12 protein-coding genes are annotated in these 13,461 nt (G+C 37.6%); 2 read left to right on the forward strand and 10 right to left on the reverse strand.

All coding sequences use genetic code 11. The features are described 5' to 3' along the window. Positions 1-10: 10 nt before the first annotated feature. The gene (locus tag BMX18_RS02930; RefSeq protein WP_074564296.1) at positions 11-514 is read right to left on the reverse strand and encodes an HDIG domain-containing metalloprotein; all 504 of its coding nucleotides are present in this window, start codon (positions 512-514) and stop codon (positions 11-13) included. 93 nt (positions 515-607) lie between these two features. After that, positions 608-1,348: a TrmH family RNA methyltransferase gene (locus BMX18_RS02935; protein WP_074564297.1), complete on the reverse strand. Its 741-nt coding sequence runs from the start codon at positions 1,346-1,348 to the stop codon at positions 608-610. 35 nt (positions 1,349-1,383) lie between these two features. Here BMX18_RS02935 and BMX18_RS02940 point away from each other — a divergent pair, with 35 nt between their 5' ends. Both BMX18_RS02940 and yidC read left to right on the forward strand, forming a co-directional pair. Then, the gene (locus BMX18_RS02940) at positions 1,384-1,662 is read left to right on the forward strand and encodes an acylphosphatase (RefSeq protein ID WP_020917345.1); all 279 of its coding nucleotides are present in this window, start codon (positions 1,384-1,386) and stop codon (positions 1,660-1,662) included. Positions 1,663-1,748: 86 nt separating this feature from the next. Beyond that, positions 1,749-2,663, forward strand: a complete 915-nt coding sequence (yidC, locus tag BMX18_RS02945) for a membrane protein insertase YidC (protein ID WP_093815009.1) — start codon at positions 1,749-1,751, stop codon at positions 2,661-2,663. A gap of 94 nt (positions 2,664-2,757) precedes the next feature. Here yidC and greA read toward each other — a convergent pair whose 3' ends face one another. The 8 genes from greA to dnaI all read right to left on the reverse strand — a co-directional run bounded on the left by greA (position 2,758) and on the right by dnaI (position 13,458). After that, on the reverse strand, positions 2,758-3,240 hold the full coding sequence (gene greA / locus BMX18_RS02950) for a transcription elongation factor GreA (RefSeq protein ID WP_020917348.1): 483 nt from the start codon (positions 3,238-3,240) through the stop codon (positions 2,758-2,760). Positions 3,241-3,323: 83 nt separating this feature from the next. Continuing rightward, positions 3,324-5,015 carry an endolytic transglycosylase MltG gene (gene mltG / locus BMX18_RS02955; RefSeq protein WP_093815011.1) on the reverse strand — a complete coding sequence of 564 codons (1,692 nt, stop codon included), beginning with the start codon at positions 5,013-5,015 and terminating at the stop codon, positions 3,324-3,326. Between the two features lie 107 nt (positions 5,016-5,122). Then, a complete protein-coding gene (locus tag BMX18_RS02960) occupies positions 5,123-5,617 on the reverse strand; it encodes a GNAT family N-acetyltransferase (RefSeq protein WP_093815013.1) in 495 nt (164 codons plus the stop codon). Between the two features lie 54 nt (positions 5,618-5,671). Beyond that, positions 5,672-7,003 carry a UDP-N-acetylmuramate--L-alanine ligase gene (murC, locus tag BMX18_RS02965; RefSeq protein ID WP_093815015.1) on the reverse strand — a complete coding sequence of 444 codons (1,332 nt, stop codon included), beginning with the start codon at positions 7,001-7,003 and terminating at the stop codon, positions 5,672-5,674. A 32-nt stretch (positions 7,004-7,035) separates the two neighbouring features. Then, a complete protein-coding gene (locus BMX18_RS02970) occupies positions 7,036-7,560 on the reverse strand; it encodes a divisome accessory protein ZapJ (protein WP_014335205.1) in 525 nt (174 codons plus the stop codon). 322 nt (positions 7,561-7,882) lie between these two features. Beyond that, positions 7,883-10,975: a pilus expression-regulating Snf2 family helicase gene (locus BMX18_RS02975; protein ID WP_093815017.1), complete on the reverse strand. Its 3,093-nt coding sequence runs from the start codon at positions 10,973-10,975 to the stop codon at positions 7,883-7,885. A gap of 132 nt (positions 10,976-11,107) precedes the next feature. Continuing rightward, positions 11,108-12,418: a ribosome biogenesis GTPase Der gene (gene der, locus BMX18_RS02980; protein WP_039696382.1), complete on the reverse strand. Its 1,311-nt coding sequence runs from the start codon at positions 12,416-12,418 to the stop codon at positions 11,108-11,110. A 137-nt stretch (positions 12,419-12,555) separates the two neighbouring features. Then, the gene (gene dnaI / locus BMX18_RS02985; RefSeq protein ID WP_074560813.1) at positions 12,556-13,458 is read right to left on the reverse strand and encodes a primosomal protein DnaI; all 903 of its coding nucleotides are present in this window, start codon (positions 13,456-13,458) and stop codon (positions 12,556-12,558) included. Positions 13,459-13,461: the final 3 nt, after the last annotated feature.

The following is a 13,461-nucleotide window of genomic DNA, read 5'->3' on the forward strand; positions in this document are numbered from 1 at the left end:
ATTCTATCCATTAACGATGGTTACTTGGTAAAATCTTACGGCTGTAGCGTCTTTTCTTACCAAAACGATTGCGAAATGGTGTAATGGCTTCTTTGACAGCCCAATACTTATCGACCATCGTCACAATGTAACCTTCTTTATAACGCGGCGGAGCAATCGTTGCCCCCCACATGTGTTTTAAAATGATATCTTCTTCACGCTTATTTAAAGTCGTTAATTTTCTAGCGTTTCGAACGGCAATTCTTGGATGTACCCACGCATGCCCCTTATTAAACTTGGTTTCTCGCCAATCATAATAAAAGAAATCATGCAAAAGACCTCCACGCGCAGTGGCTTTTTCATCCCAACCTAGTTTTTTAGCAATCTTATAACTCGTATAAGCCACATTAATTGAATGTTCCATACGGGTTGAATAATGATGCTGCGGAATTTTATCTAGCTTCTGAAAACGGGGGTGTTTGATGAGATGACCAACGAGTTCCATGAACTCTTTATCTTTTTTATATGCACCCATTAGAATCACCTTCTTTCACCCTAATTATAGCATATCAGCTTAAAATAGACTGAAACGATGACTAAAAAATTCAAAGTATGAAACCGTTTAAGATTAAATTAAACTAAAGAGAACAATCCCTGTTGCCACAGCAACATTCAAACTTTCTGCTTGTCCAGGCATAATGATGTGGGCCAAGATGTCAGCTTGTTTTGTCATTTGCTCTGAAATGCCATTTCCTTCATTTCCCATAACAAGAGCAAACTCACCCTTGTGCTCAACAGTCTTGTAGTCAACAGAATCTTTTGAAAGCGTCGTAGCAACTAACGGCACACCAAGACTTTGCAATTTTTGGCAAGCTTCATAAACATTGGTACGCCAAACTGGCAAATGAAAATGACTACCTTGCATTGAACGAAGAGTTTTTTGATTGTAAATATCTGCCGTTTTCTCAGAAATCAATACCCCATCCAAACCAGCAGCATCAGCCGTACGAATCATGGTTCCGACATTCCCAGGGTCTTGAACATCTTCTAATACCAAGTAACGACCAGCTTTCAAGTCAGCTAGCGGTAAGCTTGGCATCACCACTTCTGCAATAATGCCCTGTGGTGTCTTAGAGTCTGTTAATTCTTTTAAAACCTCAGGCGTCACATAAGTTACATGAGATAAGCCCTCAACGCGGTCTGAAAACTCTTCAAGAACAAAAATGTTCAAGAATTCTGCATCAGCTTTTTGAGCTTCTTCAAACAAGTGCCATCCTTCAATTAAGTAAGAATGCTCACGGTATTTTTTTTTCAATAATTTTTTAGTCTTTTTAATGAGATTATTTGATTTAGAAGTTATAATAGTCATAAGAAGATTATAGCATATAATAGGAGGAATTTGAGATGAAAAAAGTTCGTCTAATTGTCTCAGGCCGAGTTCAAGGAGTGGGTTTTCGTTATTCGACTTTCGCCCTTGCTCAAAGTCTAGGTGATATTTACGGTCGCGTCTGGAATAATGATGATGGTACCGTTGAAATCCTCGCCCAGTCCGACGATTCCGCTAAAATGGCAAAATTTATCCAAGAAATCCGCAAAGGACCATCTAAATGGGCAAAAGTGACCTACGTTGATGTCAAAATGGCAAATTTTAAAGATTATACTGATTTTCAAATTGCCAACTAATTCTATAAATAAGACTACAGATGTATTGAGAAAATACAGAAAAAACAGTAAAATAATAGGGTACTATAATAAAAGGAAACAATCAATTGAAAAAGAAACTAAATCGCGTCCTCTTTTCAGGACTAAGCTTATCGTTATTGTTCTTACTAAGTGGTTGTGTCAGCCGAGATTCACATGGTAACCCAACAGGGACTATTTGGCACTTGCTCGGTGAACCAATGGCAAAACTTATCCAATACTTTGCCAACAACATGGACCTTGGATTTGGCTTAGCCATTATCTTAGTAACAATCATTGTTCGTTGTATCATTCTTCCGCTTGGACTTTACCAATCATGGAAAGCAAGCTACCAATCAGAAAAGATGGCTTACTTAAAACCAATCTTTGCACCAATCAACGAACGCATGCGTAATGCAACTACTCAAGAAGAAAAATTGGCTGCACAAACAGAATTAATGGCTGCACAAAAAGAAAACGGCATTAACATGCTTGGCGGTATGGGATGTCTTCCACTTCTTGTTCAAATGCCATTCTTCTCAGCTATGTACTTCGCAGCTCAATACACACAAGGTGTTTCTGAAAGTACTTTCCTAGGCATTGACCTTGGAAGCCGTAGTATGCCACTAACAGCTGTTATCGCTATCCTCTACTTCTTCCAATCATGGTTATCAATGCAAGCTGTCGCTGAAGAACAACGTGCAGCCATGAAAGGAACAATGTATGTTATGCCGCTCATGATGGTCTTCTTTGGTATGAGCATGCCAGCAAGTGTTCTCCTTTACTGGTTGGTCGGTGGTTTCTTCTCAATCATTCAACAATTGATTACAATGTTTATCATTAAACCAAAACTTCGTAAACAAATCGCTGAAGAATTTGAAAAGAACCCTCCAAAAACTTACAAATCAACTAAACGCAAAGACGTTACACCTGCTGCAACAACTCAACTTAACAAACCTAAGAAAAGTAACCGCAATGCTGGTAAACAACGTCACCGCAAATAATTCATAAACTAAAACACCAGAAAATTATTTCTGGTGTTTTAGTTTCCTTTTAATAACAGAACAAACAAAAAAGGCTTAACAGCCTTTTTTATGATTAAGCAGTTTTTTCAACGCTAATGATTTCAACATCGTAGTTTCCAGCAGGTGATTCAATTGTCACGATGTCACCTGTTTTTTTACCAATCAAAGCTTGAGCGATTGGGCTTTCGTTAGAGATACGACCTGAGAAGATATCAGCACCAGCAGCACCAACGATATGGTAAACATCTTTATCAGTTGTTCCAACTTCTTGAACAGTAACTGTTTTACCGATAGCAACTTCATCTTTCGCTACAGCATCACTATCAATGATTTCAGCATAACGGATTTTAGTTTCAATGATTTGGATTTGACCTTCAACGAATGCTTGTTCGTCTTTTGCTGCATCATACTCAGAGTTTTCTGAAAGGTCACCGTATGAACGAGCGATTTTAATACGTTCAACAACTTCTGGGCGACGAACTAATTTTAGTTCTTCTAATTCTTGTTCAAGTTGTTCTTTTTCAGCAAGGGTCATTGGATAAGTTTTTTCTGCCATTTTCTATCTCTTTTCTAAAAATTTATTTTTTGGATAATCTACAAATACAAACATGATGTTAGTCACACCATGTTTGTCATCAATTATTCATTTATTTGACTATTAACATATTTTTCAACATTAGCTTTGTGGTCATCAAAGTTTTCTGAGTAGTAGACCTTACCTGTCTTAACATCTGCAACGAAGTAATAGTAATTCGTTGAAGCAGGGTTAACGGTTGCTTCGATAGCTGATAGGCTAGGAGCGTCTACCGGACCAGGCATCAAACCAGTGTTGGTATAAACATTATACGGTGAATCAATCGATGTGTCAATACTTGCATCAGCCGCTAGACTCGTCTCTTCACCAAGTTTACCCATTGCATACAAAATAGCAATATTACTTTGGAGTGGCATGTTATTATTCATGCGATTATAGAAGACACTAGCAATATTTCTGCGATCATCATCAGTTGAACCTTCTTTTTCAACTAATGATGCAAGTGTTAAAACATCATTAACTGATTTTCCACTTGCAGCAATAGTATCGTAGTACTGAGACATGTAAGAATCCATTGTTGAAATCATGTCCTCAACAATATCTTCCATACTTGTCTTTTCATAGTAGCTGTACGTTGCTGGGAAAAGGTACCCTTCTAGTCGATAAGTTACTTTATCAGCCTCAGGAAGACTACCTAAAAGTTTTGGATACTTAGCTGCCATTTTTGAAATAAAGGCATCATCTTGAACGACTTTCAAGAAATCATCAGCCGTATATGGCGTTGAAGCGTGTTTCTTAGCTGAATTTTTAGTCACAGCTTCAGAAATTTGCTTGATCGTATAACCTTCAGTTACCAAGATTTTACCAAGTGATGGTTTTTCTGGTTGAGGTGTTCCACCTTCTTTAAGTTGTTTACAAATCTCATCCAAATCCATGCTTGGTTGCAAATTATAGTATCCACTTTGGAAATTGCTGTAATTTTTAAATTTTGTGTAGTAATTAAAGACAGTTGCACTCTTAATCACACCAGATTTTTCAAGGATTTGCCCGATGTATTTGTTCCCAGATCCTTCTGGAATATCAACCGTAATGTATTTCTTTGATGAACTATCAAGTGGCTTAATAGAACTATCAACATAGCGGTATACAAAGAAACCTGTTGCGATTAAGGCAATGATAATTGCTGAAATTAAAAATAAAGCAATTTTTCCTGCTAAACTATTTGTCTTTTGACGTTTTCTTCTGCGTTTTGTTCCCACTTTATTCTCCAAGTCTGTCTCTGTTTCATCTGATTGGTCAGAATCTTGCTCAAATTGAAGATTATCTTCTGATTCAGACTCACCTGAAGGGATATCAGAAATATCTGGATTACCATCATAACCTACACCATCTGTTGCTCTCACAAGATAACTTTCTTGTTCATCATCAGCCTTAGCTGACTCTGCTCCATCAGGGTTAAAGGTCTGATCGATATTTCTCAGTACGTCTTTAATTTTTTGATTATCTATTTTAGTTTCAATCTGATTCTCAGCTAAAGCAGTTTTCGCTTTCTCTTCAAGGCGACGTTTTTCTTCTCGAATCTTAGCCTCTTGACGCTCTCTTCGATCTTCTGCTTCGTATTCAGCCATTAGTTCAGCCGTTCGACGCGCAAATTCTTCTGCTTCTTTTTCCTTTTGGCGAAGTTCTAAATCATGTTGCTTGCGTAAGCGATTAGCTTCTTCAAGTTCAGCTAAAATTTGCTCCTTAAAACTTTTTTCTTTTTGAGTTTTTGGCTTATCGTCGTTAAATTCGGTCAAAGCTTATCCTCCTACTCTTAATCAATCGACATTATATCCTAAAATATAGTGAAAATCAACTCGCAGCAGTCTTTGTTATCTATTCTTAACAATCACTTTGTCACTTCTTACGCTACCGCTGGAGACTCCCAAATCATATTAAACCAAGTGGTTCCACCGTGTGCTGAGTCTGCCTCCCCTTCATCGATAAAACCATTTCTCTCATAGTAAGGGATAAGCTGCTCATGACAGGTCAAGGTGAGACCTATGCACTTTCTAGCAACAGCTAAATCTTTCATCGTAGCAAGCAAAGCCATCCCGATACCTTGATTCTGAAAATCAGGAGCAATCGAAAGACTCGTAATAGCAATAAAACCTCCGTGGTCAGGATTTTTAACAACGTGATGGAATAAATCATCTGTTAAGTAACGTTGTCCAATCACCGGTCCTTCAATGTAACCACAAATCTCTCCATCAAGCTCAGCTACCAAGAAAGTATCTGGAATGGTCAAAATGCGCTCTTTCATATCTTCTTGACTTGCTGCTTCTTGCGCAGAAAAATTCTCACGCTCAATAGCTACGATAGCCTCTAAATCCTCAAGGCGTACATTTCTGATAATCATAAAATCCCCCACAAAAGAAAAAGAGCTTTCGCTCCTTTTCAAGATAATTGGTTATTATTGTGTGTTGTTAGCCAAGCTTGCCAACAATTCTTCAAATGAACGTTCATACATTTGGATATCACCAGCACCCATGAAGACATAAACAGCATTATCATGGTCAAGCAATGGTGATACATTTTCAAGGCTGATAACTTTAGCTGATTTATTAATTTTAACAGCCAAGTCTTCAACTTTAACATCACCGTGGTCAACTTCACGTGCTGAACCATAGATTGGTGCCAAGTAAACTGAATCAGCTTGATTCAAAGCATTTGCAAATTCATCTAAAAGTGCAATTGTACGTGTGAATGTGTGTGGTTGGAAAACAGCCACGATTTCTTTACTTGGGTATTTTTGACGTGCCGCATCAAGTGTTGCAATGATTTCAGTTGGATGGTGAGCAAAGTCATCAATGATTGTTGTGTTGTTAATTACTTTTTCAGTGAAACGACGTTTAACACCAGCAAATGTCTTCATGTGTTCTGCTACCAATTCCATATCAATACCTGCTACGTAAAGGTTAGCAATAACAGCTGTCGCATTCAAGATATTGTGGCGACCAAAAGCTGGGAGATGGAATGAACCAAGTTCTTCATCACCATGTTTTACTTTGAAAGCTGAACCATTTGTTGTACGAACAACATCATAAGCCATGAAATCATCGCTATCTTTAAATCCATAGTAGTAAATATCTGCATCAGATGTGATTTTACGAAGATATGGATCATCACCGAACAAGAACAAAGCTTTTTGAACTTGTTTTGCGTAATCATTGAAAGCATCAAAAACATCATCAATGCTCTTGAAATAATCAGGGTGGTCAAAGTCGATGTTTGTGATGATTGAGTATTCTGGGTGGTAAGGCATGAAGTGACGTTGGTATTCGTCAGATTCAAAAACAAAGTAATTGCTGTTTGCTGAACCACGTCCAGTACCATCACCGATTAAGTATGATGTATCTGTAATATTTTTAAGAACATGTGCCATCAAACCTGTTGTTGATGTTTTTCCGTGTGCACCTGCTACACCAAAGCTTGTGAATTGGCGCATGAAATCACCGAGGAATTCATGGTAACGTTTGAATTTGAAACCATTTTTGACAGCATAAGCAATTTCGACATTGTTATCTTCACGGAAAGCATTACCGGCAATTAATTCAACATCTGATGTGATGTTGTCTTCAGAAAATGGAAGAATTTCAATTCCTGCTTGTTCTAAACCACGTTGTGTGAAATAGTATTTACTAACGTCACTTCCTTGAACTTTGTGTCCCATTTGGTGCAACATCAAAGCAAGAGCACTCATACCAGATCCTTTAATTCCGATAAAATGATAGGTTTTAGACATGTTTTCTCCTCTATATACAACTGCAGTGCAGTTTATTTTGCATCGTCAAAGCGTGTTAAATTCAATTCTTGAGCCACTTTGTGTTCTCTTTGACTTTGCAAGACTTCCTTATTATAAATTTGACTTTCTTTTAAGAAGTCATAATTATTTTTCTTAGGTTTAGTTGTTGATGAATTATCTGGCTTTTTATAAGTTACGGGAATTTCTGCCAAGATATAATCATCTTGATGCAACCTTTCGGTTAAATGACTCAGACTGCTTGTAGGCTTTGCTGTTTTCTTAGGCAATGTTGCCTTAAGCTGTTGCTGTAAAGCTGCCTTAGAAGGCGCTTTAACTTCTTTTGAAAGATAAGCTTGACGTTTTCTTCGAATATCACGTCTTGCTTCTTCACGCGCTAACTCAGCATAAGATTTACCTTGAGTCACCGATTCTATGCGGCTGGCATCTTGTTCATCTTTGCCAACAAAATTATAGTCTCTAGTAACATCATCATAGTTTTTATCTTGATAAGCTCCGTGAATATTGGTAATCAAATCTTCATTTTCATATAAAGCCATTACTTTGGGTGGATTGCTTACTGGCTCCCCGTCTGCAACAAGCGGAAAGCGTCTTTGATTTCTAATCACAGCGTCACATCCTCTCTTAACGTATTATGTTTATTAATTATCATCACTCACTAAGAAATATGGGGAACTTATCCTTGACAACCCCTCGTCCTAGTAACTAAATGCTAGCGCTTAAAAACTAGGCCTAAGCCCCTAACTTTTTAAACGTAGCTCCAACTTTGTAGCATTTTTATTATAAACTAATTCATTCCATTTTTCAAAGTTTTCATAAAAAGAAAGTCAGTCTCCCTTAAAGGTTAGACTGACTTAAAACTTAATGCTCTAATCCAAGGATTTCCTTGATTTCTTCGATGGTCATGCTTGCTCTTGTTTCATTACCATCAAGAACTGTCGTGACAAGATTTTTCTTGCTTTCTTGCATCTCAAGGATTTTTTCTTCAATAGTCCCGCGCGTAATCAAACGATAGACTTCAACATTTTCTTTTTGACCAATACGGTGAGCACGGCTGATGGCTTGCATTTCCACCGCTGGGTTCCACCAAAGGTCAATCAAAATAACTGTATCAGCCCCTGTTAGATTCAAGCCAACTCCTCCTGCTTTCAAAGAAATCAAGAAGGTATCTTTTGAACCATTGTTAAAGGCACGAGTCATTTCTTGACGAGCATTAGCTGGGGTCGAACCAGTAATCTTATAAGAAGTTAAGCCTAGTTCTTCAATCTCTTTTTCAGCAATGTCTAGCATGCCACGGAATTGTGAGAAGATAAGTGCTCGGTGACCATTTTCTTTGATTTGCGTTAACAAATCACGAAGACTATCAAGTTTTCCACTTTCCCCTTGATAATCCATAAAGAGCGCTGGGGTATCACAGATTTGACGCAGGCGTGTGATTCCTGATAAAATCTCGATTTTACGACGATTAATATCCGCATCTGAAGCTCCAGCAATGGTTTCTTGCATTTGACGGAGCTGCGCAAGATAAATGGCTTTTTGCTTACGGTCAAGCTCATTTGGATAATTGATTTCAATCAAATCTGGCAACTCTGGCAGAACTTCTTCTTTGCGACGACGCATAATAAACGGCTTGATAAATCGTGCGACTTGTTTGGCATCCATTTTTAAAAAGCGTTTTTTATCTGGTAATAAACCTGGCAATACGATTTGGAAAATTGACCAAATTTCAAGGAGTTTATTTTCAATTGGCGTTCCTGAAAGGGCGAAGCAATTTTTAACTTCAAATTGACGCAAGTAATGCGCAATCTTCGTTTGGGTGTTTTTCATCACCTGTGCTTCATCCAAAATCAAATAATCAAAATTCAACTGATTGTATTCTGCAAAATCTTGGCGGAAAGAAGAATAGCTTGTAATCACCACCTGATGATTTTCAGCGATAATTTCATCACGCACAGCTTTTAAACCATAAGAAACAGCCACGTCAATCTCAGGCGCAAAGCGAGTGAATTCGTCTTTCCAGTTATAAATCAAACTTGACGGTGATAAGATTAAAATACGCGTTTCTTCTTTTAAGTGCGAAGCTAGAAAAGCAATGGTTTGAAGGGTTTTACCCAGCCCCATGTCATCGGCTAGAATACCACCAAAGCCGTAGTGGTCAAGCATGGACATCCAACGAACACCAGTCATTTGGTAATCACGCAATTGTGTTTGTAGAGGTGGCAAAGTGACCTCGAATTCTTCTGGATGTGTTAAATCATGTGCTAATTGTTCAAATTCTTTTGAGAAGGAAATACGATCATTTCCTTGGAACAAATCTGAAATTTGGAAAGCTGAAATAGCATCTAGTTGCAAATGCCCATTATCCAGTTGTTTGGCACGTAAGTTTTGAAGAGTGCTACTAACACGCTGAGTTTCTTCATCAAAGACAACTAACTTACCAGCCCCATTGATAAAATAAGGTTGATTTTTAAAGAGTGCTTCTAAGGCATCATCAATATCATTTTCAAAAACAGTTGAAAAATCAAATGAAATATCTAGCAGACCACCTTTAGTATGAACAGAAACCTGTGGTTCTTCAAATTGACGCATCTCTTCAAGTTCATCAGACAAAGTAACTTGACCTAGCCGTGCTAATTGTCCCAAAGTTCGTGTGAAGAAATCGTACAAATCCTTATCAGCTAGTGGCGCATGATAAGACGAGAATGAGGCTGAAAAACCATTAGCTTCCAAAGTTCTAAAGACTTTTTCCTCATGTTTAAAATGACTGGCAAACGGTAATTCTTCAAGCTCACGTTTACTATGAACGGTCACATTGCCATAATCAAAAGAGACGTGCAAAGCAACTTCTCGGTATTCATTGAGTTCTAAATAAAAGGCTACCTTGAAATCACGAATATCAAAACTCTTCGGCGCTTCAACCTTACCCAGTTCTTTAAAATCTAAAAGACTAGCAGCTAATTTTGCTTGGTCGTCTAAATCAAAGAACAAATGTTTTGCCAAATCAGCCTCAATTGGCAAACTACGAATAGCCGTTAAAATCTTTTGTTGCTTCAAATTCAAACTATAAATAAACCCATTTGTGAACAAAAAGGCATTATTAAAGAGCGGTTGATATTCTTTTTCGCTAATGATTAATTCAATCGATTGACGGTGAACCACCACTTTAAATTGAATTAAGTCTTCTGAACCACTTAGTGGTCTAAAAATCAGCTGCCCATAAGTTTGATGATTGTGTTCAAATGAAAAATCATAAAGTTCATTTAGAAGATTGATACCTTCTTCAAAAGTACCACTTGTTAATGATAGATTTCGGCCATGATTTGGCAAAATATAATCAATATCAAGATGATCACCATCTGGCAAGATTCGCCACAAAAATTGGATTAATTCTTGACTAGGCTCGTCAAATTGGATCAATGACAAAGGCTCAAAATAATTTTTCCCAATTTGATAGTACCCTTCATTTTTAACAACGGTCAAAAAAGCTTTTATGTCACGAACGACATAAGAACGCTCATCTGGTAATCGGTTAATTTTTAGAGTCCACCAATAATCGGATGAATAAGGACTTTGACTACCATGAGCTGCTAGACGATATTTTGTGGTATCGTCATCATTAATAACCAAACCATCCAAAAAAACACTACCAAACGAGGTATTCTTCTTGGTTTCTTGTTGTGTTTCTTGATGTGAGCTCAGTTCATCTGATAACTCTTTTCCTTCTGAATTATTTTTAAGATAATATTCTACGGCTGCTAAATGCTCACAATATTTTTTCTTGGCAAAAAAGTCACAATCACATCTTACTTGTTCATCTTCTAATGAGTATTGAAGATGATGTTCGCCAACCTTTGCCTGAATTAAATCTTCTCGCTTACTGATAATTTCAACCAAACCTTGTTCGTAAAGTTCTATACCTTGATTGCGAATTCGACCTGGAATCATTCTACCCAATCTAAGCCACCACCTTTTTCCTTATCCTTTAATTATATCAAATTCAAGCCTCTTTAGCTTAGAAAAACGGCTTTTTGATTTTATTTTTTCAAAGGCACCCAAAAAGCACCCCGTTGGGTGCTTTAAATTTTATTATTTACGTTTGCGGGCAATCAAGTTGATTGGTGTTCCTTCAAAGCCAAAGGCTGCACGGATTTGATTTTCCAAGAAACGCATGTATGAGAAGTGCATAAGCTCTTCTTCGTTAACAAAGATAACAAACGTTGGTGGTTTAACGGAAACTTGTGTGCCGTAGAAGATTTTCAAACGTTTACCTTTATCTGTTGGTGTTGGGTTAATAGCAATCGCATCCATGATAACATCGTTAAGAACAGCTGATGGAATACGTTTGTTTTGACTTTCGCTGATTTTCTTAATCATTTCAGGCAATTTGTTCAAACGTTGTTTTGTTGCTGCTGATACGAAGATGATTGGAGCATATGACAAGAATTGGAATTGATCACGAATGTCTTCTTCCCATTTTGCTACAGTGTGGTTATTTTTTTCGATGGTATCCCATTTGTTAACAACGATGATAATCCCTTTACCAGCTTCATGTGCAAAACCAGCGATACGTTTATCATACTCACGAATACCTTCTTCAGCGTTAATAACCATAAGAACAATATCTGAACGGTCAATAGCACGCATTGAACGCATCACTGAGTATTTTTCAGTGTTTTCGTAAACTTTACCAGATTTACGCATACCAGCGGTGTCAATCATTGTGTATTCTTGACCTTCGCTGTCAGTAAAGTTAGTATCAATGGCATCACGTGTTGTACCAGCAATTGGACTTGCGATAACACGTTCTTCACCAAGAATTGCATTAATCAAGCTTGATTTACCAACGTTTGGACGTCCAATCAAACTGAACTTGATAATGTCTGGATTTTCGTCTTCTTCTTCCACTGGAAGGTTTTCAACGATTGCATCCAAAACATCCCCTGTACCAATCCCGTGAACAGATGAAACTGGGTATGGATCACCAAGACCAAGTGAGTAGAAGTCGTAGATATCATTACGCATTTCTGGATTATCTACTTTATTGACAACTAAGATGACTGGTTTATTGGTACGGTACAAGATTTTTGAAACGTACTCATCAGCATCTGTAACACCTTCTTTTCCTGATACCACAAAGACGATAACATCTGCTTCTGTCATCGCAATATCAGCTTGGTGTTTGATTTGTTCCATAAATGGTGCATCAACATCATCGATACCACCAGTATCAATCAATGAAAACTTGCGGTTAAGCCATTCACCTGTTGTATAGATACGGTCACGAGTAACACCCTCGACATCTTCAACAATTGAAATACGCTCACCTGCGATACGGTTAAACAAAGTCGATTTGCCGACGTTTGGACGTCCGACAATAGCAACTGTAGGTAAAGCCATAATTCTTAATACCTGTTCGTTAAAACAGCTCAGCGCTACTTTAAGTGACTACTTGCCACACGAAAACATCTTGGATGTCTTCGCCGAAATTCCTTTCACATTCTTTTATCTATTATCACTATTAATGATTTGTACAATTAACGTCGATTTTCACCTTGAAGATGAATTTCTCGAGCTAAATAACGGATACGTTCCATAACACGTTTGGCTTGCCAAGTTTCATCACCAGAACGTGAGATTGAGAAGTGTTCTTCAAGTCCTTTAAAATCAAGGTTAGAAGTGAAGAACGTTAGAAGATTTTCTTGCATGCGATACTGAAGAATCACTTGGAGCACATCATCACGAATCCAAGAACTTTGTTGTTCAGCACCAATATCATCCAGTACCAAAATCTCAGATTGCTTAATTTGGTCAATCTGCTCTTTCACAGTACCAGTATTAATGGCATTCTTAATGTCAACACAGAAAGTTGGAAAATGCAAGAGAGTTGTTGACTTACCATACTTAGCTGACAGGCGATTTGCTAAGTAAGCCATCAAGTAAGATTTCCCGACACCAAAGGTTCCAAAAACATAAAGTCCCTTTTGCGGTTTATCTTCAAGATTTTTAATATAATCATTCAAATAATTATAAATCTCAATACGATTAGGATCCCCAAGGTCAATGTCATCGGTTGAAATATGCTTAAGACTTGTTGGCAAACCAATCAGGGTCACACGGTTTTTAATATCTTGACGTTTTTTAGCTTCTACCAACTCGCGAGTCTCTAAATAAATGACATCAGCATATCCTTCATTCATGCTAAGAGCTGGCTTATAACCTTTTGCCACATATGAAGCATCTTGATTTTGAAACTTCTCGCGTTCAACCATAAATTGGTTAAACTTAGGGAGGCTACGATTAATCTGCTCTTGAGTCAAGCCATTTGACGTGATAAAATCAGCAATTTCCTTATCCGCTAAAATAGCTTGAGTCAATTCATTAAGATCAGTTCGACTTTGGCGAAGCTGTTTAGCCAAGGTTTGTCCGATTTTTTCCATCAC

The sequence above is a fragment of the Streptococcus sp. 45 genome, from assembly GCF_900108865.1.
Taxonomy (GTDB): Bacteria; Bacillota; Bacilli; order Lactobacillales; family Streptococcaceae; genus Streptococcus; species Streptococcus ruminicola.